We start from the raw sequence: 24,234 nt of genomic DNA, 5'->3' as shown, positions 1-24,234 counted from the left end.
CGGTACCGCAGCCGCACGGGGCGACGAAGCAGCCGACGAAGCAGCCTATGAAGCAGCTCAGGATGCTCGAAGCCCAGGATGCTCAAAGGGGAGCGACATGGCCACCAAGCCGCCCACAGGTGATCCGGTACAGGACGCGCCGCAGGTCGCGCCCCCTCAGCACGCGGCGGCCGGTCTGCCCGCGATCGGGCACACCCTGAAGATCGCCCAGGAGCAGATGGGGCTCGCCCGCACCGCGCGCACCCTCCTCAAGGTCAACCAGAAGGACGGCTTCGACTGCCCCGGCTGCGCCTGGCCCGAGGGCGAGAAGCGGCACACGGCCGAGTTCTGCGAGAACGGCGCCAAAGCCGTCGCCGAGGAAGCCACCCTGCGCCGGGTCACCCCCGCGTTCTTCGCCGAGCACCCCCTCGCCGACCTCGCCACCCGCTCCGGCTACTGGCTCGGCCAGCAGGGCCGCATCACCGAGCCCGTCTACCTCCCCGAGGGCGCGGACCGCTACGAGCCGATCAGCTGGGAGCGGGCCTTCGCGGTGATCGCCGAAGAGCTGCGCGCCCTGTCCTCCCCCGACGAGGCCGTCTTCTACACCTCCGGCCGCACCAGCAACGAGGCCGCGTTCCTCTTCCAGCTCTTCGCCCGCGAATTCGGCACCAACAACCTGCCGGACTGCTCCAACATGTGCCACGAGTCCTCGGGCTCCGCCCTCAACGAGACCATCGGCGTCGGCAAGGGCAGCGTCTCCCTCGAAGACCTCCACCAGGCCGAACTGATCATCGTCGCCGGGCAGAACCCGGGCACCAACCACCCGCGCATGCTCTCCGCCCTGGAGAAGGCCAAGCACGCCGGCGCGAAGATCATCTCGGTGAACCCGCTGCCCGAGGCCGGCACCGAACGCTTCAAGAACCCCCAGAGCCCCCTCGGCATGCTCAAGGGCACCGCCCTGACCGACCTCTTCCTCCAGATCCGCATCGGCGGCGACCAGGCCCTCTTCCGCCTCCTCAACAAGCTCGTCCTCGACGCCGGCGACGCCACCGACGACGCCTTCATCCGCGAGCACACCCACGGCTACGAGGAGTTCGCGGCCGCCGCCAGGGAAGCCGACTGGGACGAGACCCTCACCGCCACCGGCCTCACCCGCCCCGAGATCGAAGCCGCCCTGGCCATGATCCTGGCCTCCCGGCGCACCATCGTCTGCTGGGCCATGGGCCTCACCCAGCACAAGCACGCCGTCGCCACCATCCGCGAGGTCGTCAACCTGCTCCTGCTGCGCGGCGACATCGGCCGCCCCGGCGCCGGCGTCTGCCCCGTCCGCGGCCACTCCAACGTCCAGGGCGACCGCACCATGGGCATCTTCGAACGCCCCGCCCCCGCCTTCCTCGACGCCCTGGACCGGGAATTCGGCATCACCTCGCCGCGCGCCCACGGCTTCGACGTCGTCCGCGCCATCCAGGCCCTGCGCGACGGCGAGGCCAAGGTCTTCTTCGCCATGGGCGGCAACTTCGTCGGCGCCACCCCCGACACCGACGTCACCGAGGCCGCCATGCGCCGCGCCTCCCTCACCGTGCACGTCTCCACCAAGCTCAACCGCTCCCACGCGGTCACCGGCCGGCGGGCCCTGATCCTGCCCACCCTCGGCCGCACCGACAAGGACGTCCAGGCCTCCGGCAAGCAGTTCGTGACCGTCGAGGACTCCATGGGCATGGTCCACGCCTCCCGCGGCAACCTCGCCCCCGCCTCCCCCCACCTGCTGTCCGAGCCCGCCATCGTCGCCCGCATGGCCCGCGCCGTCCTCGGGAAGGCCTCCGCCACCCCGTGGGAGGCGTTCGAAGCGGACTACGCCACCATCCGCGACCGCATCGCGCGCGTCGTCCCCGGCTTCGAGGACTTCAACGCCCGCGTCGCGCGGCCCGGCGGCTTCCAGCTCCCCCACGCCCCCCGCGACGAACGCCGCTTCCCGACCAAGACCGGCAAGGCCAACTTCACCGCCGCCCCCGTCGAGTACCCCCGCGTCCCCGCCGGCCGCCTGCTCCTGCAGACCCTGCGCAGCCACGACCAGTACAACACCACCATCTACGGCCTCGACGACCGCTACCGCGGCATCACCGGCGGCCGCCGCGTCGTCATGGTCCACCCCGAGGACGCCGCCGGGCTCGGCCTCGCCGACGGCTCCTACACCGACCTCGTCAGCGAGTGGACCGACGGCGTCGAACGCCGCGCCCCCGGCTTCCGCGTCGTCCACTACCCCACCGCCCGGGGCTGCGCCGCCGCCTACTACCCGGAGACCAACGTCCTGGTCCCCCTCGACTCCACCGCCGACACCAGCAACACCCCCGCCAGCAAGTCCGTCGTCGTGCGCTTCGAGCAGGCCTGATAGAACGGCCACCACAGACATCGAGTTAACGAGCGTTGACGAACGGAGCAGACCCATGGCCGAGCAGCACGCCGAGCAGCACGCCGTGAAGTTCCCGCAGGAAGTCCTCGACGAGTACGCGGCCCTGGGCATAGACCTGCCCGCGCTCTTCTCGGCCGGCGACCTCGGCACCCGCATGGAGATCCGCGTCCTGGAGGCCTCCGCCGAGCGGGTAGTGGCCACCATGCCCGTCAAGGGCAACACCCAGCCCTACGGACTCCTCCACGGCGGCGCCTCCGCCGTGCTGGCCGAGACCCTCGGCTCCATCGGGGCGATGATGCACGGCGGCATCAACAAGATCGCCGTCGGCGTCGACCTGAACTGCACCCACCACCGCGGCGCCCGCTCCGGCCTGGTCACCGGCGTGGCCACCCCCGTCCACCGGGGCCGCTCCACGGCCACCTACGAGATCGTCATCAGCGACGAAGAGGACCGCCGCGTCTGCACCGCCCGCCTCACCTGCCTGCTGCGCGACACGGAGTCTTAACAAGCGGGCCGATACGAGCAGTTGTGCGGCCACCGGCGCCGGTCTAGCGTTCCCCCATGGGATCGCGACCGGCGCCTGCGCGCGCCACGACCGCGCGCACGCTCGCGACCGCGGCGCTCCTCGCCGCAGCCCTCCCCGGCTGCTCCGCCGCCCCCGCACCGCACGCCCCGCCCTCCCCCAGCACCACCACCCCGCAGGAACTCTGCACCTCCCTGATCACCCACTGGGCCCGCGTCATCCTCGACGGCGGCCAGGGCGCGGACGCCGTCCGCCTCGACTACCAGTCCATGGGCCTGTCCGGCGACCAGAACGAGATCCTGCGCGCCGTCCTCGACGAGGCCCGCGCGCAAGAGCCGGGCCGCGGACCCGACGCCGCCCGCGCGCTCGCCGCACGCGAGAGCGCACGCCGCTGCGCCGAGCGCCACCGCTCGGGCGCCCCGACCGGCGGGCCCTGGCAGTGAGCGGGGGCATCGGGCCGCTGGAGCCCGGAGAGGGCACGGCCGGGCACGAGGCCCCGCGCACGGGTCCCCGTACGCCCACGGGCCGCGCCGCCGGACGGATCCGCGCGGCCGCCACCCGCCACCGGCGGCCCCTGCTGGCCCTGGGAGCGGCGGCCGTCCTGGCCGCGGGCGCCGCCCGCTGGTACGCCACCCGGCCCGAGACCGTGCCCCCGGCCGCGCCGCCGCCCCCTTCCCAGACCCTCTCCCTCGGCTACGGGGATCCGCTGGACCCGCCCCCCGCCGGGAGCGCGTTCGCGTTCACTGTGCGTGTGCGGACCTCCTCCGGTCCGGCCGTCACGCTGGAGCGCATCGGCCAGCCGTCGAGCGCGCTGGGCGTCACGATCCGGCCAGCGCTGCCGGTCACGGTGGGCGCGGGGGAAGTCCGCGAGCTGATCCTGACGATTCAGGCGAAAGACTGCGTGCATGTAGCACGGAATTCTGGGCTCCCTTTCCTGGAAGTAACCCTGAGTAATGGTTTCCAGAAAGAGGATCACAGTTACATCCCCGGTGACCGTTATGCCAGAGATCTTTCCGCCGCCCTGACCAGGGCCTGTCCCGAAACCCGAGACAGCGCGCCCTCACCCTCGTCATGACCAAAAGGCCCCAGAGTCCTGGCGCGACAGGACCCAAACTGCCCTACGGTCCTCACCTGTCTCACCATGCGGACAAGACGAACCGGCCTGAATTCCCCCGTTCCACCCGCAGAGATCCGCTATGTATTACGCCGTGGCATAACAAGAGAGTCACATCATTGGCCTCAGCCCTCCATATCCCCCGAAGAGCCGCTTAGAGTCACGGCCAGTTACCGCGACCGCCGGATTCACTTCAGTTCGGTTCCCCGCGTTCGACTCGGCGCGTCCCAGGGGGGACGCGGCGCCAGGAAAGGACTGATCGTGCGTCATCGTCAGCTCATCGCCGTGACCGCCGCCCTCGCCGCGGGCGCCCTCACTCTCACCGCCTGCGGCTCCCGCGACGGCGGCAGCTCCTCCGGCGACGGTGGCAACACCACGGTCGTCATCGGCGTCGACGCCCCGCTGACGGGCGACCTCTCCGCCCTCGGCCTCGGCATCAAGAACTCCGCCGACCTCGCCGCCAAGCAGGCCAACGAGAAGAAGTACGTCAAGGGCGTCACCTTCAAGATCGAGGCCCTCGACGACCAGGCGCAGGCCTCCTCCGGCCAGCAGAACGCCACCAAGCTCACCGCCGACAAGGACGTCCTCGGCGTCGTCGGCCCGCTGAACTCCTCGGTCTCCGAGTCCATGCAGAAGGTCTTCGACGACGCCAAGCTGGCCCAGATCTCCCCGGCCAACACCAGCCCGTCCCTGACCCAGGGCCCCAAGTGGGCCGAGGGCCAGAAGGTCCGCACCTACAAGAGCTACTTCCGCACCGCCACCACGGACGCCATCCAGGGCCCGTTCGCGGCGCAGTACCTCTTCAACAAGGGCGGCAAGAAGAAGGTCTTCATCATCGATGACAAGAAGACCTACGGCGCCGGCCTCGCCGGAACCTTCAAGGGCGAGTTCACCAAGCTCGGCGGCGCCGTCGCCGGCGAGGGCCACATCGACCCCGAGTCCAAGGACTTCTCGGCGATCGTGACCCAGGTCAAGAGCTCCGGCGCCGACGTCGTCTACTACGGCGGCGAGTACCCCGCGGCCGGCCCGCTCAGCAAGCAGATCAAGGCCTCCGGCGCCAACATCCCGCTCGTCGGCGGCGACGGCATCTACGACAAGAAGTTCGTCGAGCTCGCGGGCGACGCCGCCGCCGGCGACTTCGCCACCTCCGTCGGCGCCCCCGTCGAGAGCCTCCCCTCCGCCAAGGACTTCGTCGCCAACTACACCAAGGCCGGTTACAAGGACCCCTTCGCGGCCTACGGCGGCTACTCCTACGACTCGGCCTGGGCCGTCATCGAAGCCGTCAAGAAGGTCGTCGACGCCAACAACGGCAAGCTTCCCTCCGACGCCCGCGCCAAGGTCCTCGAAGCCGTCCAGGGCGTCTCCTTCGACGGTGTGACCGGCAAGGTCTCCTTCGACGAGTTCGGCGACGCCACCAACAAGCAGCTCACCGTCTACAAGGTCGACGGCGGCGAGTGGAAGTCCGTCGAGTCCGGCACCTACGGCGGCTGACCTCCCCGGCTAGCACCTAGCACCTAGCCCGCTAGCCCCTCACCCCTCACCTGCCGCGCGGGGCGCGCATCCAGCGCCCCGCGCGGTGTCACATCCGTCGAAAGACTCGGAGGACCTGCGGTGCACGAACTGCCGCAACAGCTGGTCAACGGCCTGCTACTGGGATCCATGTACGGGCTCGTCGCCATCGGCTACACGATGGTCTATGGCATTGTCCAGCTCATCAACTTCGCCCACGGCGAGATCTTCATGACAGGCGGGTTCGGAGCCCTCACGGTCTGGCTGATGCTCCCCAGCGGCACCACCATGTGGCTCGCCCTGCCGCTCATGATCATCGGTGCGATCATCATCGCCACCCTCATAGCCGTCGGAGCCGAACGCTTCGCCTACCGCCCCCTGCGCAGCGCACCCCGGCTCGCACCGCTCATCACCGCCATCGGCCTCTCCATCGTCCTCCAGCAGGCGGTATGGGCCTGGTACCCCGACGCGAAGTCCTCCCGGGTCTTCCCCGAAATACCCGGGGGCCCCTTCCACATCGGCAGCATCACCATCCAGACCGGTGACGTCTTCCTGCTGATCGCCGCCCCCATCTCCATGGCCATCCTCGGCTTCTTCGTCAAGAAGACCCGCACCGGCCGCGGCATGCAGGCCACCGCCCAGGACCCCGACACCGCCAAGCTCATGGGCATCAACACCGACCGCATCATCACGGTCGCCTTCGCCCTCGGCGCCGCGTTCGCCGCCATCGGAGCAGTCGCCTACGGCCTCAAGTACGGCGAAGTCAACTACCGCATGGGCTTCATCCTCGGACTCAAGGCCTTCACCGCCGCGGTCCTCGGCGGCATCGGCAACATCTACGGCGCCATGATCGGCGGCCTGGTCCTCGGCCTCGCCGAAACCCTCACCACCGCCTACATCGCCGACGTCCCCGGCATGAGCCAGCTCGGCGGCCAGTCCTGGGGCAACACCTGGGCGTTCGTACTCCTCATCCTCGTGCTGCTCTTCCGACCCCAGGGTCTGCTGGGCGAGCGCGTGGCCGACAGGGCGTGAGAACCATGACGACTACCACCACGGACACCACGGACGCCCCGCAGCAGACGCTCGCCGGCCGCCCGGGGATCTCCCTCCCCGAGACGACGGCCCGCGCCCTCGCCACCTCCGGCGGCGCCCTCACCGTGATCTCCTGCTTCCTCGCCTGGACCTGGACCTCCGCCTTCCCCGGCGACCTCACCGTCTACGGATACCCCGGCGGCCTCCAGTGGCTCGTCCTCGTCGGCGGCGCCCTCACCACCCTCTTCGGCCTCTCCTCCTACGGCGTCAAGGGCCTGCGCTGGCTCACCCCCGCCGGAGCCGACGCCGCGATCAAACTCACCGCCCTCGGCACCCTGCTGACCATGCTCTACACGGCCTGGGCCATCAGCAACACCCTCGGCGGCCTCGTCAACCTCGAACCCGGCGCCTTCGTCGCCCTCGTCACCGCCGCAGCCGCCTACCTCGGCGCCCGCTCCCTCCCCTTCGAACGCCCGGTCCTCGAACCGGCCGACCCCGAAGACACCTGGTGGGAGCAGACCAAGCACAACATCGGCAACAGCTGGGCCGTCACCAAGGCCGCCCACGCCGGCGGCACCCCCAAGCCGGCCCGAGCCCTCCCGGCCTACGCCGAGATCCTGCTCATCGCCGCACTCCTGGCCGTCGCCCTCGGCATCTTCACCTACGGCGTCACCACCGCCTACCAGGAACTCTTCCTCGGCTTCCTGATCATCGCCGCCTTCGGCTTCACCGCCCTCAACAAGGCCGGCCTGGTCGCCCGCTTCACCGCACTCACCGGCAAGCACCGCAACGTCGCCCTCGTCGGCGCCTTCGTCGCGGCCGCCGCCTTCCCCCTCACCCAGACCGACGACCAGTACGCGACCCTCGGCGTCAACATCCTCATCTTCGCCACCGTCGCCCTCGGCCTGAACATCGTCGTCGGCCTCACCGGCCTCCTCGACCTCGGCTACGTCGCCTTCCTCGGCGTCGGCGCCTACACCGCAGCCCTGGTCTCCGGCTCCCCCAACTCCCCCTTCGGAGTGCACTTCCCCTTCTGGGCCGCGATCCTCCTCGGAGCCCTCGCCTCCATGGTCTTCGGCGTCCTCATCGGCGCCCCGACCCTGCGCCTGCGCGGCGACTACCTCGCCATCGTCACCCTCGGCTTCGGAGAGATCTTCCGGATCTCGATGAACAACCTCGACGGCGTCTCCGGCCCCGACCTCACCAACGGCCCCAACGGCATCGCCGGCGTCCCCAACGTCGACCTCTTCGGCTTCGACTTCGGCGCCACCCACACCATCGCCGGATTCACCGTCGGCCGCTTCGCCAACTACTTCCTGCTGATGCTCCTGGTCACCCTCATCGTGATCATGGTCTTCCGGCGCAGCGCCGAATCCCGCATCGGCCGCGCCTGGGTCGCCATCCGCGAAGACGAGACCGCCGCCGAAGCCATGGGCATCAACGGCTTCCGCGTCAAGCTCATCGCCTTCGCCCTCGGCGCCACCCTCGCCGGCCTCGCCGGAGCCGTACAGGCCCACGTGAACTACACCGTCACCCCGGACCAGTACGTCTTCGCCAACGCCGTCCCCCCGAACTCGGCCTTCCTCCTGGCCGCGGTCGTCCTCGGCGGCATGGGCACCATCTCCGGCCCCCTCGTCGGCGGCGCCCTCCTCTTCATGATCCCCAACAAGCTCCAGTTCCTCGGCGAGTACCAGCTCCTCGTCTTCGGCATCGCGCTCGTCATCCTCATGCGCCTGCGCCCCGAGGGCCTCATCCCCAACCGGCGCAACCAGCTCGAACTGCACAAGGACCTCGAAGCACCCACAGTCCTCGGCAAGACAGGGGCCTGATCCATGACCACCACCACGACCGGGACCGTCACCGAGACCGGCACCGAGACCGTCCTCGACGCCCGAGGCGTCACGATGCGCTTCGGCGGCCTCACCGCCGTCAAGAACGTCGACCTCACCGTCCGCAGCGGCGAGATCGTCGGCCTCATCGGCCCCAACGGCGCCGGCAAGACCACCTTCTTCAACTGCCTCACCGGCCTCTACATCCCCACCGAGGGCGAAGTCCGGTACAAGGGCACGGTCCTGCCCCCCAAGTCCTACAAGGTCACCGCGGCCGGCATCGCCCGCACCTTCCAGAACATCCGTCTCTTCAACAACATGACGGTCCTGGAAAACGTCCTCGTCGGACGCCACACCCGCACCAAAGAAGGCCTCTGGTCCGCCCTCCTGCGCCTGCCCAGCTTCGGCCGCGCCGAAGAAGCCAGCCGCCAGCGCGCCATGGAACTCCTGGAGTTCATCGGCCTCGCCCACAAGGCCGACCACCTCGCGCGCAACCTCCCCTACGGCGAACAGCGCAAGCTCGAAATCGCCCGCGCCCTCGCCAGCGACCCCGGCCTCATCCTCCTCGACGAGCCCACCGCCGGCATGAACCCCCAGGAAACCCGCGCCGCCGAAGAACTCATCTTCGCCATCCGCGACCAGGGCATCGCCGTCCTCGTCATCGAGCACGACATGCGCTTCATCTTCAACCTCTGCGACCGCGTCGCCTGCCTCGTCCAGGGCGAAAAGCTCATCGAAGGCACCGCCACCGAAGTCCAGAGCGACGAACGCGTCATCGCCGCCTACCTCGGCGAACCCTTCGAAGGCGCCCCCGGCGCCGAAGAAGCCGCCGAAGTCGAAGCAGCGGAGGCGCACAGCACCACCAGCACGGACGGAGAAGCCAAGTGACCGCCCTCCTCGAGGTCGAGGACCTCCGCGTCGCCTACGGCAAGATCGAAGCCGTCAAGGGCATCTCCTTCACCGTCGAAGCCGGCCAGATCGTCACCCTCATCGGCACCAACGGCGCCGGCAAGACCACCACCCTGCGCACCCTCTCCGGACTGATCAAGCCCCGCGGCGGCCAGATCAAGTTCGAGGGCAAATCGCTCAGGAAGGTCCAGGCCCACGACATCGTCTCCCTCGGACTCGCCCACTCCCCCGAGGGCCGGCACATCTTCCCCCGCATGACCATCGAGGACAACCTGCTCCTCGGCGCCTACCTCCAGAACGACAAGGCCGCCATCCAGCAGGACGTCAACCGCGCCTACGAGCTCTTCCCGATCCTGGGCGAGCGCCGCAAGCAGGCCGCGGGCACCCTCTCCGGCGGCGAACAGCAGATGCTCGCCATGGGCCGCGCGCTCATGTGCCGCCCGAAGCTGCTCATGCTGGACGAGCCCTCCATGGGCCTCTCCCCGCTCATGATGCAGAAGATCATGGCCACGATCGCCGAACTCAAGGCGGCCGGCACCACGATCCTGCTCGTCGAGCAGAACGCCCAGGCCGCGCTCTCCCTGGCCGACCAGGGCCACGTCATGGAGATCGGCAAGATCGTCCTGTCGGGCCCGGGCCGCGAGCTCCTCGTCAACGAGGACGTCCGCAAGGCCTACCTCGGCGAGGACTGACCCCGCCACCCCGTACGCGTGAGGCCCGTCTCCCCTCGGGGGGAGACGGGCCTCACGCATGCGCACGACCGCTACTTCGCGGCGTTCTTCTTCTCCTCGGCGTCCTCGATGACCGCCTCGGCGACCTGCTGCATCGACATCCGGCGGTCCATCGACGTCTTCTGGATCCACCGGAACGCGGCCGGCTCCGTCAGCCCGTACTGGGTCTGCAGGATGCTCTTGGCCCGGTCCACCAGCTTGCGGGTCTCCAGACGGGCGGAAAGATCCGCCACCTCCCTCTCCAGCGCCCGCAGCTCCGCGAAGCGCGACACCGCCATCTCGATGGCCGGCACGACGTCGCTCTTGCTGAACGGCTTCACCAGGTACGCCATGGCCCCGGCGTCCCGGGCCCGCTCCACGAGGTCGCGCTGCGAGAACGCGGTCAGCATGAGGACCGGGGCGATGGACTCCTCCGCGATCTTCTCGGCGGCGGAGATCCCGTCGAGGACGGGCATCTTCACATCGAGGATCACCAGGTCGGGCCTGTGCTCACGGGCCAGCTCGATGGCCGTCTGCCCGTCCCCGGCCTCCCCGACGACGGAGTAGCCCTCCTCCTCCAGCATCTCTTTCAGATCCAGACGGATGAGCGCCTCGTCCTCGGCGATGACGACCCGGGTCGTCAGCGGCGGAACGTGCGACTGGTCGGCGTCGGGCGTGGGCGTCGACTCGTGCTCGGCGGTCACGGGGGGCTCCTCTTTGCGGGGCGGTGCTGCTTGGATGAGCCTACCTAGCAGCGCCGCCACATGGTCACCCGGTACACTCCGACGTGCAGCCCGGCCGGGTTGGTGGAATGGCATACACGGATGTCTCAAACACATCTGCCCGTGAGGGCTTGCGGGTTCGAGTCCCGCACCCGGCACTGTCCGAAAAGCGGACGTTCACCTTCGCGTGAACGTTCGCTTTTTGCTACGCACAGCCACGCAGCCTCACGCACAGTTGCGTCATGGAGTTCCACAGTCTCGAAGTACGGCAAACGGCCCTCTCCCTCCTGCGCGGTGGCGCGAGAAACGCGGACGTGGCCCGGAAGCTCGACGTCCCACTGGGGACCATCGGCTACTGGAAGCACATGGACCGCGCCAAGCGCGGCGAGTGTCCAGGCCGGGGCTACCACGACTGCCCACGATGCGACGGGGTGCCCCTGGACCACGCCGCGTACGCGTACCTCCTGGGCCTCTACCTGGGCGACGGCCACATCAGCCACTACTCCGGGCATCGGACACTCACCCTCATGATCACGCTGGACGACCATTGGCCTGGGATCCAGGACGAGGCGGAAGCCGCGCTGAGGGCGGTGTTCCCCGGACGTGCCACATGCCGAGTCCGCGTGAAGGGTGCACACAACATCAAGGTCTACTCGAAGCATCTGCCCTGCTTGTTCCCTCAGCACGGACCGGGCCGGAAGCACGAACGGCTCATAGCTCTCGCCCCCTGGCAGCAGGAGATCGTCGATCAGCACCCTTGGAACTTCGTCCGGGGGTTGATCCACTCGGACGGCTGCCGGATCACGAACTGGACGGTGCGGAAGGGCAAGCGTTACGAGTACCCCCGCTACTGGTTCACCAATGTGTCCGATGACATCAGGGCACTGTTCACGGGCACCCTAGACCGGCTCGGCGTCGCCTGGACGAACTGCACCCGGCACGGAAAGGGGTACAACGTGTCCGTCGCCCGCAAGGACTCCGTCGCGCTCATGGACGCCCACATCGGGCCGAAGTACTGATCCCGGCGGCTCGCCTAGAGTCGGGGGCATGAGCGATAAGGCACGGAAGCTGTTCGACGCGCTGGATCTGAACCAGGACGGTGAGCTGACCCGCGCGGAGGTGATCTCGGCGTTGCGGAGCAAGGGGCCGACGTTGGCGGCGCGGGGGGATCTGCCGTTCTGGGGGGTGGGGGACGCGGACGCGTCGTCGGCGTTGTTCGACGCGGCGGATGCGAACGGGGACGCGGTGTTGTCGTTCGAGGAGTTCGCGGCGGTGGTGGACCGGCGGTTCGGCTGGTGACACCCCGGGTGGCGGGGGTGTCACCTGGCCGGTGGGGGGTCAGCGGACGGCGTCGCCGATGTGGTGGATGCGGACGAGGTTGGTCTTGCCGCTGACGCCGGGCGGGGAGCCGGCGGTGATGACGACGACGTCGCCGGGGACGCAGCGGCCGATGCGCAGGAGTTCTTCTTCGACCTGGGCGACCATGGCGTCGGTGGAGTCGACGTGGGGGCCGAGGAAGGTTTCGACGCCCCAGGTGAGGTTGAGCTGGGAGCGGGTGGCTTCGTCGGGGGTGAAGGCGAGGAGGGGGATGGGCGAGCGGTAGCGGGAGAGGCGGCGGACGGTGTCGCCGCTCTGGGTGAAGGCGACGAGGAATTTGGCGCCGAGGAAGTCGCCCATTTCGGCTGCGGCGCGGGCGACGGCTCCGCCTTGGGTGCGGGGCTTGTTGCGGTCGGTGAGGGGGGGCAGGCCCTTGGCGAGGATGTCTTCTTCCGCGGCTTCGACGATGCGGGCCATGGTGCGGACCGTTTCGACGGGGTATTTGCCGACGCTGGTTTCGCCGGAGAGCATGACCGCGTCGGTGCCGTCGATGACGGCGTTGGCGACGTCGGAGGCTTCGGCGCGGGTGGGGCGGGAGTTGTCGATCATCGAGTCGAGCATCTGGGTGGCGACGATGACCGGCTTGGCGTTGCGCTTGGCGAGTTTGACGGCGCGCTTCTGGACGATGGGGACTTGTTCGAGGGGCATTTCGACGCCGAGGTCGCCGCGGGCGACCATGATGCCGTCGAAGGCGGCGACGATGTCGTCGATGTTGTCGACGGCCTGGGGCTTTTCGATCTTCGCGATGACGGGGAGGCGTCGGCCTTCCTCGTCCATGATGCGGTGGACGTCCTCGATGTCGCGGCCGCTGCGTACGAAGGAGAGGGCGATGACGTCGGCGCCGGTGCGCAGGGCCCAGCGGAGGTCTTCGATGTCCTTTTCGGAGAGGGCGGGGACGGAGACGGCGACGCCGGGGAGGTTGAGTCCCTTGTGGTCGGAGACCATGCCGCCTTCGATGACGCGGGTGTGGACGCGGGGGCCGTCGATGGCGGTGACTTCGAGGGTGACGCGGCCGTCGTCGACGAGGATGCGTTCGCCGGTGGTGACGTCGGCGGCGAGGCCCTTGTAGGTGGTGCCGCAGGTGTGGCGGTCGCCTTCGTGGTCTTCGACGGTGATGGTGAATGCGTCGCCGCGTTCAAGGAGTACGGGGCCTTCGTGGAAGCGGCCGAGTCGGATCTTCGGGCCTTGGAGGTCGGCGAGGATGCCGACGCTGCGGCCGGTCTCGTCGGAGGCCTTGCGTACGCGCTGGTAACGCTCCTCGTGTTCGGCGTAGGTGCCGTGGCTGAGGTTGAGGCGGGCGATGTCCATTCCGGCTTCGACCAGGGCTTTGATCTGGTCGTATGAGTCGGTGGCGGGGCCCAGGGTACATACGATTTTCGCTCGGCGCATGGGTCGAGCGTATGCCCCTACCAGGCAGTAGGAAATTGGTTCCGGGTGACCACTCAACAACCGTTGGGCAAAAGGTTGTTGACAATTGTTGAATGTGCGTGGGGGTGCTCTGATGAGCACCCCGACAGGGGCACGGGTTCGGCAATTCGTACGGGTTTCAGAGCTGCGGCGGGGTCATCGTGAAGCGGGCGTTCACCTGGGCGTGGACGGTCTGCCGCTGGGGTTCGAGGTCGAGGGGCGGGGCGACGGAGTCGTCGGTGCCGGCGGCGAAGGCCATGGTGCGCATGCCCGCGCCGCCGGGCCGGCCGAAGGGGGCGCCGTCCTCGGCTCCGAGGTCGGCGAGTTCGACGAGGGCGGAGAGTTCGGCGCCGAGGGCCCGGGCGTATTCGCGGGCGCGCTGGACGGCTTCGAGGACGGCCTGGCGGCGGGCTTCGCCGTGGGCGGGGGAGGTGGGGCGCAGGGCCCACCAGGGTCCGTCGACCTGGGTGAGTTCGAGGTCGGCGAGGCGGGTGGTGAGTTCGCCGAGGGTGGTGAAGTCGCTGAGTTCGGCGGTGATGTGGACGCGGCCGTGGTAGGCGCGGACGCGTTCGGCGCGCCCGTGGCGGGTGAGTTCGGGGGTGATGGAGAAGGCGCCGGTTTCGAGTTTTTCGACGGGTTCGCCGTAACTCTTGACGAGGTCGAGGACGGCGTTGTTGCGGCGGGTGAGGTCGTCGAGGGCGGTGCGGCGGTCGGTGCCGCGGGCGTTGACGGTGATGCCGATGCGGGCGATTTCGGGGTCGACTTCGAGGTGGGCTTCGCCGCGTACGGCGACGCGGGGGGTTTCGGGGGTTCCGTAGGGCTGGTGTGCGGGGTCGTGGGTCATGGATTCACTGTCGCACTGTCGCTCGTTCGGGTGTGGTCATCGGATCGAAACCTGTGGGGGGTGTTGCGCTTTGTTACCCGTGGGTCAGAATCTACGCGCGTTGTTCACGCCTGACAGGGGAGATGGCATGACGTTCGACCGTAGAAAGTTCATGGGGGCATCGGCCGCGACCGGTGCGGCCGTCGCGTTGGCGGGGGCCGCGGGCACCCCGGCCGCGGCGCAGGAGGTTCAGGGGGCACAGGGGGCGCAGGGGGCTTCGAAGGGGCCGCGGACGTACGCGTTCACGGTGATGGGGACGACGGACCTGCACGGGAACGTCTTCAACTGGGACTACTTCACGGACAAGGAGTTCGACGACAAGGCGCACAACGATGTGGGTCTGGCGAAGATCTCGACGCTGGTGGAGCAGGTCCGGGCCGAGAAGGGCCGCTGCAACACGCTGATGATCGATGCGGGTGACACGATCCAGGGGACGCAGCTGTCGTACTACTACGCGAAGGTGGATCCCATCACCGCGCGTCGTGGTCCGGTGCATCCGATGGCGCAGGCGATGAACGCGATCGGGTACGACGCGGCGGCGCTGGGGAACCACGAGTTCAATTACGGCATTCCGGTGTTGCGCAAGTTCGAGGAGCAGTGTGACTTCCCGCTGCTGGGGGCGAACGCGCTGGACGCGAAGACGTTGCGGCCGGCGTTCGCGCCGTACAGCATGCACCGGCTGCGGACCCCGCACGGGCGGGACGTGAAGGTGGCGGTGCTGGGGCTGACGAATCCGGGGATCGCGATCTGGGACAAGGCCAATGTGCAGGGGAAGATGACGTTCCCGGGTCTGGAGGAGCAGGCGGCGAAGTACGTGCCGAAGCTGCGTTCGATGGGTGCGGACGTGGTGATCGTGTCGGCGCATTCGGGGTCGAGCGGGACGTCGAGCTACGGGGACCAGCTGCCGTACATCGAGAACGCGGCCGGTCTGGTGGCGGAGCAGGTGGCGGGGATCGACGCGATTCTGGTGGGTCACGCGCACACGGAGATCCCGGAGTACCGGGTGAAGAACAAGGCGACCGGCAAGGACGTGGTGCTGTCGGAGCCGCTCAAGTGGGGTCAGCGGCTGACGCTGTTCGACTTCGAGCTGGTGTGGGACAAGGGCCGCTGGTCGGTGTCGAAGGTGTCGGCGAAGGTGCTGAACTCGAACACGGCGGCCGAGGACCCGAAGATCGTGCGGCTGTTGTCGGACGAGCACCGCAAGGTGGTGGCGTACGTGAACCAGGTGATCGGTACGTCGACGCAGGCGATGTCGTCGGCCGAGGGGCCGGTGAAGGACGTGGCGATCATCGATCTGATCAACCACGTGCAGGCGGAGACGGTGACGGCGGCGCTGGCGGGTTCGGAGTGGGCGGCGCTGCCGGTGCTGTCGCAGGCGTCGTGTTTCTCGCGGACGGCGTCGATTCCGGCGGGGCAGATCACGATCAAGGACGCGGCGGGTCTGTATCCGTTCGAGAACACGCTGGAGGCGCGGCTGCTGACGGGTGCGCAGCTGAAGGACTATCTGGAGTATTCGGCGCGGTATTACGTGCGGACCGCTCCGGGTGATGTGGTGGACCCGGCGAAGATCACGAATTCGGAGAGCGTGCCGGACTACAACTACGACGCGGTGTACGGGCTGACGTACGACATCGACATCGCGCAGCCGGTGGGGTCGCGGATCACGGGGCTGTCGTTCCAGGGGAAGCCGGTGGATCCGGCGGCGCGGTTCGTGTTCGCGGTGAACAACTACCGGGCCTCGGGCGGCGGGAACTTCCCGCACGTGCCGCAGGCCCGGCAGTTGTGGGCGAACTCGGAGGAAATCCGTAACACGATCATCCAGTGGGTGAAGGCGAAGGGGACGGTGGATCCGGCGGCGTTCGCGTCGGTGGACTGGCGTCTGACGCGGGCCGGGGTGCCCGTCTTCTAGGGGCCTGCCGCGGTTTTACGGGTGTTCGACGAGCGGGAGCAGCTCGCCTGCGGGGTGCGGGCGGGTGTGCTCCCGCTGTTCGAGGCCGAAGGTGGTGAAGGCGGTCCGCCGGGGCTGGGGGTAGGGCTCCTTGTCGGTGAGGGTGTTGAGGATGGCGGCGCTGCGCCAGGCGGCGAGGCCGAGGTCGGGGGCGCCGACGCCGTGGGTGTGGCGTTCGCCGTTCTGGACGAAGACGGTGCCGGTGACGGAGGGGTCGAGGACCATGCGGTGGCGGTCGTCGATGCGGGGGCGGCCGGAGGAGTCCTTGCGCATGTAGGGGTCGAGGCCGGCGAGGAGGCTGGTGAGGGGGCGTTCTTCGTAGCCGGTGGCGAGGACGACGGCGTCGGTGGTGAGGCGGGAGCGGGTGCCTTGCTGGGTGTGTTCGAGGTGGAGTTCGACCTTGGTGGTGGCGACGCGGCCGGCGGTGCGGACGCTGACTCCGGGGGTCAGGACGGTGTCGGGCCAGCCGCCGTGGAGGGTGCGGCGGTAGAGCTCTTCGTGGATGGCGGCGATGGTGGTGGCGTCGATGCCCTTGTGGAGCTGCCATTGGGCGGGGAGGAGCCGGTCGCGGACGGGTTCGGGGAGGGCGTGGAAGTAGCGGGTGTAGTCGGGGGTGAAGTGTTCGAGGCCGAGCTTGGAGTACTCCATGGGGGCGAAGGAGGGGGTGCGGGCGAGCCAGGTGAGGCGTTCGCGGCCGTGGGGGCGGGCGCGGAGGAGGTCGAGGAAGACTTCGGCGCCTGACTGGCCGGATCCGACGACGGTGACGTGGTCGGCGCCGAGGATGCGCCGGCGGTTGTCGAGGTAGTCGGCGGAGTGGATGACGGGGACGGTGGGAGCGTCGGCGAGGGGGCGCAGGGGTTCGGGGACGTAGGGGGCGGTGCCGATGCCGAGGGCGAGGTTGCGGGTGTGGGTGCGGCCGAGTGCTTCGGCTTCGCCGTCGGTGTCGAGTTGGGTGTAGTCGACTTCGAAGAGGTCGCGTTCGGGGTTCCAGCGGACGGCGTCGACCTGGTGGCCGAAGTGGAGTCCGGGGAGGCGGCCGGCGACCCAGCGGCAGTAGGCGTCGTATTCGGCGCGCTGGATGTGGAACTGCTCGGAGAAGTAGAAGGGGAAGAGGCGTTCCTTGTGCTTGAGGTAGCTGAGGAAGGTCCAGGGGCTGGTGGGGTCGGCGAGGGTGACGAGGTCCGCGAGGAAGGGGACTTGGAGGGTGGAGCCGTCGATAAGGAGGCCGGGGTGCCAGCGGAAGTCGCGGCGCTGGTCGTAGAAGGCGGTGGCGAGGGGGCCGATGCCTTGTTGGGGGAGGCCGTGGGCGAGGGCGGCGAGGGAGAGGTTGAAGGGGCCGATGCCGATTCCGACGAGGTCGTGGGGTGCATCGAGGTGGGCGGTCATCGGTGGGTTCTGCCTTCCAGGTGGGCGACGAGGGTGTCCAGGTCCTGCGCGGTGGTGTGGGGGTTGAGCAGGGTGGCTTTAAGCCAGAGGCGGCCGTCGGCGGTGGCGCGGCCGAGGACGGCGGTGCCGTGGTGCAGGAGGGTGCGGCGCAGGGTGGCGAGGTGGTCGTCGTCCGTGGGGGTGGGCCGGAAGAGGACCGTGGTGAGGGTGGGGGGTGCGTGGAGTTCGAAGCCGGGGTGTGCGTCGAGGAGTTCGGCGAGCCGGTGGGCTGCGGTGAGGGTGAGGTCGATGAGGTGGGAGAGGCCGTCGCGGCCGAGTGAGCGCAGGGTGACGGCGATTTTGAAGGCGTCGGGGCGGCGGGTGGTGCGCAGGGAGCGGCCGAGGAGGTCGGGGAGGCCGGCTTGGGTGTCGTCGGTGGCGTTGAGGTAGTCGGCCTGGTGGGCGAGGGGGGCGAGGAGGTCGCGGTCGGGGACGGCGAGGAGGCCGGCGGCGACGGGTTGCCAGCCGAGTTTGTGCAGGTCGAGGGTGAGGGAGCGGGCGCGGCTGAGGCCGTCGAGCCGGTGGCGGTGGCGGGGACTGAGGGCGAGGGTGCCGCCGTAGGCGGCGTCGATGTGGAGGCCGGCGCCGTGCTGGTCGCAGAGGTCGGCGAGGGGGGTGAGGGGGTCGATGAGTCCGGCGTCGGTGGTGCCGGCGGTGGCGGTGACGAGGACGGGGCCGGGGGTGGTGGCGAGGGCCTCGGCGAGGGTGGCGGGGTCGAGGACGCCGGTGGGGGTGGGGAGGGCGACGGCGGGGGGCAGGCCGAGGAGCCAGGCGGCGCGCGGGATGGAGTGGTGGGCGTTGGCTCCGTGCAGGACGGTCAGGCGGGGGCCGTGGCGTTCGCGCGCCAGGAGGAGGGCCAGTTGGTTGGCTTCGGTGCCGCCGGTGGTGAGGAGGGCGTCGGCGCGGGGGGTGGCGTAGAGCTCGGCGGCGAGGGTGCGGGTGAGGTGGGCCTCGATGACAGAGGCGGCGGGGGCCTGGTCCCAGGAGTCGAGTGAGGGGTTGAGGCAGCTCGCGGCGAGGTCGGCGGCGGCGGCGACCGCGAGCGGGGGGCAGTGCAGGTGGGCGGCGCAGAGGGGGTGGGCGGGGTCGGCGGCGCCCGCGGCGAGGGTGTGGACGAGGGTGCGGAGCGCTTCGTCGTCTCCGCTTCCCTGGTCGGGCAGTACGTCGCCCAGTGCGGCGGTGACGCGGGCGGCGACGGCGTCGGGGCCGCCGGCGGGGAGGGGGCCGCCGCGTGCTTCGGCGCCGGTGCGCAGGGCGGTGAGGACGGTGTCGAGGAGGGGCCGCAGTGCGTCGGCGCCGTGCCGTCCGCCGGCGAGCGGGGGCGCCGGCGTGGGCGTGGGCGCGGTCATGGGGCCTCCGGGGGCTCGGCGGTGCGGGGCGCCGCTGGGCCGAGGCCGGGCGGGACACCCGGCCGGTACAACGATCCGACCCGAATGGGGTAACCGCCGGGGTTTGTCCGGTGTAGCTTTCCGGCCGTCCCGTCCGGTGACCCGTCAGCCCGCCCGGGGCCGCGCCCGGGGCGCTCAGCCCGCTCGGGGTCCGCGCCGGGCCCCGGCGCCTCGGGGAGGCGCCGGGGGTGGTGGGGTCAGGGGCGGCGGACGTGGAGGGCGCGGGAGAGGTCGTCCAGTTGGTCGACAAGCTGCCGGCGCAGGAGCGGGAGGATGCCGGGGGCGTCGAGCGCGGCGAGGCCGGTCTGGAGGTGGGCTTCGTCGACTGCGTGGGAGGGGAAGGCCCAGCGGCCCGCGGCCTGGCCGATGGCGGGGCCGCGGCGGGCGGCGAGGGCGATGGCGTCCGGGTAGTAGCGGGGGACGTACTCGCTGACGAGGTCGGCCTGTTCGGGCTTCCAGAAGCCCTGGGCGGTGGCGCTGAAGAGGTAGTTGGACAGGGTGTCGTCGTGGAAGAGGCGGTTCCAGGCGGCGGCCTTGGCCTCGGGGGTGGGCAGGGCGGCGCGGCAGCGGGCGGCGCCTTCCCCGCCGGTGGCGCTGGGGTCGGCGGCGAGGGCGGCGTCGATGGCGGCTTCGTCGACGGCGCCGAGGACGGAGAGCCGGCCCAGGATGCGCCAGCGCAGTTCGGGGTCGAGCTCGGGGCTGCCGCCGACGGTGCCGTCGGCGAGCCAGGCGGCGAGGGTGTCGGGCTGGGTGGCGCTGTCGATGGCGGTGCGGACGGCGGCCAGGCGCAGTCCGGGGTCGCGGCCGTCCTCGGTGCGGCGCAGCAGGGCGCGGGCGATGGAGCCGATGGTGGTGAGGGCGGCGCCGCGGTGTTCGGGGGCGGTGTAGTGGTCGGCGATCTGGGTGCGGGCGAAGGCGAGGACGCCCTGGACGACGGCGAGGTCGCTTTCGTCGGGGAGGTGGGCTTCGGCGGTGGCGAGGTAGGTGGCGGGGTCGAGTTCGCCGTCGCGGACCATGTCGCGCAGGCAGGTCCAGACGACGGTGCGGGTGAGGGGGTCGGGGATGCTGGAGAGGTCGCGCAGGGCGGTGTCGAGGGAGGTTTCGTCGAGGCGGACCTTGGCGTAGGTGAGGTCGCCGTCGTTGAGGAGGAGCAGGGCGGGGCGGGGGCCGGCGGCGGAGAGGATCTCGTCGGAGGGGACGTCGAGGTCGAGGAGTTCGGCGCGTTCGAGGCGGTTGTCGGGGGTGCGGGCGTAGGTGCCGGCGGTGATGCGGTGGGGGCGGCTGCCGGTGCGGTCGACGGTGAGGGTCCAGCCGCCGGGGCTTTCCTGGATGCGGGGGGTGAGGGTGTCGATGCCGGTGGTGCGCAGCCAGATCTCGGCCCAGGCGTGGACGTCGCGGTCGGTGTGGGCGGCGAGGGAGTCGACGAAGTCGGCGAGGGAGGCGTTGGCGAACTTGTGGCGGGCGAAATGGGTGTTGATGCCCGCGAGGAAGTCCTTCTCGCCGAGCCAGGCGACGAGCTGGCGCAGTGCGGAGGCGCCCTTGGCGTAGGAGATGCCGTCGAAGTTGAGGAGGGCGGAGGCGGTGTCGGGCACGTCGTCGGGGCCGGGGGCGACGGGGTGGGTGGAGGGGCGCTGGTCGGCGTCGTAGCCCCATGACTTGCGGGTGACGCCGAATTCGGTCCAGGTGTCGGTGAAGCGGGTGGCTTCGGTGAGGGTCTGGTAGCCCATGTATTCGGCGAAGGACTCGTTGAGCCAGATGTCGTCGAACCAGGCGAGGGTGACGAGGTCGCCGAACCACATGTGGGCCATCTCGTGGGCGATGACCATGGCGCGGGTCTGGCGTTCGATGTCGGTGACGGCGGAGCGGAAGACGAATTCGTCGCGGAAGGTGACGAGTCCGGGGTTCTCCATGGCGCCGGCGTTGAATTCGGGGACGAAGGCCTGGTCGTAGGAGTCGAAGGGGTAGGGCTCGGCGAACTTCTCGTGGTAGCGGTCGAAGCAGGCGGTGGTGACGGAGAGGATCTCGTCGGCGTCGGCGTCGAGGTGGGGGGCGAGGGAGCGGCGGCAGTGGAGGCCGAAGGGGAGGCCGGCGTGCTGGGTGGTCACGCTGTGCCAGGGGCCGGCGGCGACGGCGGCGAGGTAGGTGGAGATGAGGGGGGTGGGCGCGGAGGTCCAGGTGGCGGCGGCGGGGCGGTCTTCGGTGGCGGGGGTTTCGCCGGTGCGGGTGGTGATGCCGTTGGCGAGGACGGTCCAGTGCGCGGGGGCGGTGACGGTGAAGGCGAAGACGGCCTTGAGGTCGGGCTGGTCGAAGGCGGGGAAGACGCGCTGGACGTCGTCCATGAACATCTGGGAGTAGACGTACGTCTCCCCGTCCGCGGGGTCGGTGAAGCGGTGCAGGCCCTCGCCGGTGCGGGAGTAGCGCATGCGGGTGTCGAGGCGCAGTTCGTGGGGGCCTTCGGTCAGGCCGGTGAGCGGGAGCCGGTCGTCACTGAGGGCGGCGGGGTCGAGGGGGGTGCCGTCGAGCGTGGCGGAGCGCAGTTCGTCCGGCTTCAGTTCCACGAAGGTGTCGCCCGTGGTGCGGGCGGTGAACCTGATGACGGTGGTGGAGTCGAAGGTGTCGTCGCCGGTGGTCAGGTCGAGGGCGACGGCGTAGTCGTGGACGTCGAGGAGCCGGGCTCGGAGCTGCGCTTCGTTGCGCGTCAGTGCGGACATGCGCCCATGCTGCCTGACGGCCGGTCCGTGCCGAAGGGGGCGTGGGCCGTGGGGCCCGCCCCCTCCGGTGGCGGCGGTTACTGGTCTTCGCGGGCGGCGATGGTCTCGTGGTGGCGGATGACCTCGGCGATGATGAAGTTGAGGAGCTTCTCGGCGAAGGCCGGGTCGAGCTTGGCGTTCTCGGCGAGCTGGCGCAGGCGGGCGATCTGGCTGGCCTCGCGGCTGGGGTCGGCCGGGGGCAGCTGGTGCTTGGCCTTGAGGTGGCCGACCTGCTGGGTGCACTTGAAGCGCTCGGCGAGCATGTGGACCACGGCCGCGTCGATGTTGTCGATGCTGTCGCGCAGGCGGGACAGTTCGGCGGTGACGTTCTCGTCGATCTCGTCGATGTCGCTGTTGTTCATGGTTCCCGAGAATACGTGGCGGCCGCGGCCGGTACTGCGGCCAGTCGGTCCGTGAGACGGGGGCCTCACAGGGGCAGGAGGGCGGTGACGAGCCAGCCTCCCTCGGGGGCGGGTCCGGCGGAGAGGGTGCCGCCGAGGGCTTCGGCGCGTTCGGCCATTCCGGCGAGGCCGTAGCCGCCGCCGCGGGCCTTTTCGGAGAGGCGGGCGGGGCGGCCGCCGTCGTCGGCGACGCGTACTTCGAGGCCGGTGGGCAGGGTGCGCAGCCCGACGCGGACGGCGGTGGCGGTGGCGGCGTGCTTGGAGACGTTGGTGAGGGCTTCGAGGACGATGCGGTGGGCGGTGGCGGCGACGTGGCCGGGGAGGCGTGCGTCGAGGCCGTCCTCGATGGAGAGGACGACGGGCGGGCCGGTCGTGGAGAAGCGTTCGGTGAGGCGGCGCAGGTCGGCGAGGCCGGCGACGGGGGCGGCCGGGGCGGGGTGGGGGCGGTCGTCGTCGCCCTCGCGGAGGATGGCGACGAGGCGGCGCATGGAGCCGAGGGCTTCGTCGCCGGCGGTTTCGATGCGGCCGAAGGTCTCGGCGGCGCGTTCGGCGGAGACCTTGGTGAAGCGGGCGGCGCGGGCTTCGACGACGATGCCGGTGACGTGGTGGGCGACGAGGTCGTGGAGCTCGCGGGCGAGTTCCAGGCGTTCGGCGGTGCGTACGGCGCGCAGCTCGCGCACGCGCTGGACGGACTGCAGGCGCAGCAGCAGGGAGTAGGCGCCGACGACGACGGCCAGGACCGAGAAGAGCAGAGTGAAGCGGCCGGGGTCGGTGTCGCGGACGGGTACGGCCATGCAGCCGAGTCCGAGGAGGGGGCCGAGGACGGCGGCGGTGCGGGCGGGGGCGCGCAGCAGGACCTGGGAGAGCAGGACGAGGAGGGCGATGGCTTCGCCGCCGCCCCAGACGACGAGGGGGTGGTTGCCGAACATCAGCAGGAGGGTGACGGTCCAGGTGGTGGCGGCGGCGAACCAGGCGCGGGCGAGGAGGGGGATGCGGGGCCAGGGGGCGGCGCTGAGGCAGACGAGGACGCCGGAGATCCAGACGGCGGCGTGCGGGAGGCTGGGCTGGCGGGCCAGGACGACGCCTTCGAAGGTGACGAGGGCCAGCAGGAGCAGGGAGAGCAGGAGCCGGATCCGGCCGGCGGCGTGGGGGTGGCGGCGCGACCAGGTGGCGAGGGGGCTCACGCGGGGTGGGCGGCGAGGCCGCTCTCCCAGGCCCAGGCGGCGATCTCGACGCGGTTGCGGGCGTCGAGTTTGGCCTGGACGTTGGCCAGGTGGGTCTTGACGGTGGACAGGGAGACGTACAGCTCGGCGGCGATCTCGGCGTTGGTGAGGCCGCGGGCGAGGCAGCGTACGACTTCCCGTTCGCGTTCGGTGAGGGGTTCGGCGGGGCGGCGGGCGGCTTGGGCGGAGGGCAGGCGGGGGGCCATTTCGCGCAGGAGGCGCACGGTGATGGCCGGGGAGACGAGGGCGTCGCCGACGGCGGCCGCGCGGACGGCTTCAACCAGCATGGCCGGGCTGGCGTCTTTGAGGAGGAAGCCGGACGCGCCGCCGTGGAGTGCCGCGTGGACGTATTCGTCGAGGTCGAAGGTGGTGACGATGACGATGCGCGGGCCGTCCTGGCCGGCGAGGCGGCGGGTGACTTCCAGGCCGTCGAGCCCCGGCATGCGGATGTCGAGGAGGAGGACGTCGGGGTGGTGGGCGGCGACGGCGGTGAGGGCCGCTTCGCCGTCGACGACGTCGGCGACGACCTCGATGTCCGGCTGGCTTTCGAGGATCATCCGGAATCCGGTCCTGACCATCTCCTGGTCGTCCGCGATGACCACTCTGATCGTCATGCGCTGCCTTCCCCACTGTTGCCCGCTGCCGCCGATGGAGTCTTCCCATGGGACCTGCGTGTGCTTCGGCCCGCAACCGCA

Annotated in this window: 21 protein-coding genes and 1 tRNA gene; 13 read left to right on the top strand and 9 right to left on the bottom strand. The window is 70.3% G+C overall.

Going from position 1 to position 24,234, the window contains the following annotated elements:
* The first annotated feature begins 97 nt into the window (after positions 1 to 97).
* From ACFYYT_RS19090 to ACFYYT_RS19050, 9 genes are all read left to right on the top strand, one after another.
* On the top strand, positions 98 to 2,368 hold the full coding sequence (locus ACFYYT_RS19090; protein WP_351825883.1) for an FdhF/YdeP family oxidoreductase: 2,271 nt from the start codon (positions 98 to 100) through the stop codon (positions 2,366 to 2,368).
* Positions 2,369 to 2,423: 55 nt separating this feature from the next.
* Entirely contained in the window at positions 2,424 to 2,894 is a 471-nt protein-coding gene (locus tag ACFYYT_RS19085; RefSeq protein WP_351825882.1) for a hotdog fold thioesterase, read from the top strand.
* Between the two features lie 56 nt (positions 2,895 to 2,950).
* Positions 2,951 to 3,355 (top strand): hypothetical protein, encoded by a 405-nt coding sequence (locus tag ACFYYT_RS19080; protein WP_351825881.1) that lies wholly within the window; start codon positions 2,951 to 2,953, stop codon positions 3,353 to 3,355.
* A gap of 308 nt (positions 3,356 to 3,663) precedes the next feature.
* Positions 3,664 to 3,987, top strand: coding sequence for a hypothetical protein (locus ACFYYT_RS19075; protein ID WP_351825880.1), 324 nt, complete (start codon positions 3,664 to 3,666; stop codon positions 3,985 to 3,987).
* Between the two features lie 300 nt (positions 3,988 to 4,287).
* The gene (locus ACFYYT_RS19070; protein WP_351825879.1) at positions 4,288 to 5,517 is read left to right on the top strand and encodes a branched-chain amino acid ABC transporter substrate-binding protein; all 1,230 of its coding nucleotides are present in this window, start codon (positions 4,288 to 4,290) and stop codon (positions 5,515 to 5,517) included.
* Positions 5,518 to 5,637: 120 nt separating this feature from the next.
* The gene (locus ACFYYT_RS19065) at positions 5,638 to 6,567 is read left to right on the top strand and encodes a branched-chain amino acid ABC transporter permease (protein ID WP_351825878.1); all 930 of its coding nucleotides are present in this window, start codon (positions 5,638 to 5,640) and stop codon (positions 6,565 to 6,567) included.
* Positions 6,564 to 8,396, top strand: coding sequence for a branched-chain amino acid ABC transporter permease (locus ACFYYT_RS19060; protein ID WP_351825877.1), 1,833 nt, complete (start codon positions 6,564 to 6,566; stop codon positions 8,394 to 8,396). The genes ACFYYT_RS19065 and ACFYYT_RS19060 overlap by 4 nt, the downstream gene beginning before the upstream one ends.
* A 3-nt stretch (positions 8,397 to 8,399) precedes the next feature.
* Positions 8,400 to 9,284, top strand: a complete 885-nt coding sequence (locus ACFYYT_RS19055; protein ID WP_351825876.1) for an ABC transporter ATP-binding protein — start codon at positions 8,400 to 8,402, stop codon at positions 9,282 to 9,284.
* Entirely contained in the window at positions 9,281 to 9,997 is a 717-nt protein-coding gene (locus ACFYYT_RS19050; RefSeq protein WP_351825875.1) for an ABC transporter ATP-binding protein, read from the top strand. The genes ACFYYT_RS19055 and ACFYYT_RS19050 overlap by 4 nt, the downstream gene beginning before the upstream one ends.
* Before the next feature lie 71 nt (positions 9,998 to 10,068).
* Here the strand turns inward: ACFYYT_RS19050 and ACFYYT_RS19045 are convergent, their stop codons facing one another.
* Entirely contained in the window at positions 10,069 to 10,719 is a 651-nt protein-coding gene (locus tag ACFYYT_RS19045; protein WP_351825874.1) for a response regulator, read from the bottom strand.
* 93 nt (positions 10,720 to 10,812) lie between these two features.
* Between ACFYYT_RS19045 and ACFYYT_RS19040 the strand changes: the two genes are divergently transcribed.
* The 3 genes from ACFYYT_RS19040 (at position 10,813) to ACFYYT_RS19030 (ending at position 12,036) form a co-directional block, all read left to right on the top strand.
* Positions 10,813 to 10,895, top strand: a tRNA-Leu gene (locus ACFYYT_RS19040).
* A gap of 84 nt (positions 10,896 to 10,979) precedes the next feature.
* Positions 10,980 to 11,756, top strand: coding sequence for a helix-turn-helix domain-containing protein (locus tag ACFYYT_RS19035; protein ID WP_351825873.1), 777 nt, complete (start codon positions 10,980 to 10,982; stop codon positions 11,754 to 11,756).
* A gap of 28 nt (positions 11,757 to 11,784) precedes the next feature.
* A complete protein-coding gene (locus tag ACFYYT_RS19030; RefSeq protein WP_351825872.1) occupies positions 11,785 to 12,036 on the top strand; it encodes an EF-hand domain-containing protein in 252 nt (83 codons plus the stop codon).
* Positions 12,037 to 12,075: 39 nt separating this feature from the next.
* On the opposite strand, the gene pyk is transcribed toward ACFYYT_RS19030, so the two are convergent.
* Positions 12,076 to 13,503: a pyruvate kinase gene (pyk, locus tag ACFYYT_RS19025; RefSeq protein WP_351825871.1), complete on the bottom strand. Its 1,428-nt coding sequence runs from the start codon at positions 13,501 to 13,503 to the stop codon at positions 12,076 to 12,078.
* 157 nt (positions 13,504 to 13,660) lie between these two features.
* Positions 13,661 to 14,365, bottom strand: coding sequence for an SIMPL domain-containing protein (locus ACFYYT_RS19020; RefSeq protein WP_351825870.1), 705 nt, complete (start codon positions 14,363 to 14,365; stop codon positions 13,661 to 13,663).
* A 127-nt stretch (positions 14,366 to 14,492) separates the two neighbouring features.
* On the opposite strand from ACFYYT_RS19020, the gene ACFYYT_RS19015 reads away from it, so the two are divergent.
* Positions 14,493 to 16,313 carry a 5'-nucleotidase C-terminal domain-containing protein gene (locus tag ACFYYT_RS19015; RefSeq protein WP_351825869.1) on the top strand — a complete coding sequence of 607 codons (1,821 nt, stop codon included), beginning with the start codon at positions 14,493 to 14,495 and terminating at the stop codon, positions 16,311 to 16,313.
* A gap of 15 nt (positions 16,314 to 16,328) precedes the next feature.
* Here the strand turns inward: ACFYYT_RS19015 and ACFYYT_RS19010 are convergent, their stop codons facing one another.
* From ACFYYT_RS19010 to ACFYYT_RS18985, 6 genes are all read right to left on the bottom strand, one after another.
* On the bottom strand, positions 16,329 to 17,738 hold the full coding sequence (locus ACFYYT_RS19010) for a SidA/IucD/PvdA family monooxygenase (RefSeq protein WP_351825868.1): 1,410 nt from the start codon (positions 17,736 to 17,738) through the stop codon (positions 16,329 to 16,331).
* Positions 17,735 to 19,126, bottom strand: a complete 1,392-nt coding sequence (locus ACFYYT_RS19005; RefSeq protein ID WP_351825867.1) for an aminotransferase class V-fold PLP-dependent enzyme — start codon at positions 19,124 to 19,126, stop codon at positions 17,735 to 17,737. The genes ACFYYT_RS19010 and ACFYYT_RS19005 overlap by 4 nt, the downstream gene beginning before the upstream one ends.
* A gap of 236 nt (positions 19,127 to 19,362) precedes the next feature.
* Positions 19,363 to 21,876, bottom strand: a complete 2,514-nt coding sequence (pepN, locus tag ACFYYT_RS19000; RefSeq protein WP_351825866.1) for an aminopeptidase N — start codon at positions 21,874 to 21,876, stop codon at positions 19,363 to 19,365.
* A 77-nt stretch (positions 21,877 to 21,953) separates the two neighbouring features.
* Positions 21,954 to 22,277 (bottom strand): chorismate mutase, encoded by a 324-nt coding sequence (locus ACFYYT_RS18995; RefSeq protein WP_351825865.1) that lies wholly within the window; start codon positions 22,275 to 22,277, stop codon positions 21,954 to 21,956.
* Positions 22,278 to 22,342: 65 nt separating this feature from the next.
* Positions 22,343 to 23,500 (bottom strand): histidine kinase, encoded by a 1,158-nt coding sequence (locus tag ACFYYT_RS18990; protein WP_351825864.1) that lies wholly within the window; start codon positions 23,498 to 23,500, stop codon positions 22,343 to 22,345.
* Positions 23,497 to 24,153, bottom strand: coding sequence for a response regulator transcription factor (locus ACFYYT_RS18985; protein WP_351825863.1), 657 nt, complete (start codon positions 24,151 to 24,153; stop codon positions 23,497 to 23,499). Before ACFYYT_RS18985 ends, ACFYYT_RS18990 begins: the two co-directional genes overlap by 4 nt.
* Positions 24,154 to 24,234 lie beyond the last annotated feature (81 nt).

This window comes from Streptomyces sp. NPDC002032 (genome assembly GCF_042890765.1).
Taxonomy (GTDB): domain Bacteria; phylum Actinomycetota; class Actinomycetes; order Streptomycetales; family Streptomycetaceae; genus Streptomyces.
The sequence above is the reverse complement of the archived record's forward strand: the minus strand, read 5'-3'. Positions and strand labels throughout refer to the sequence as shown.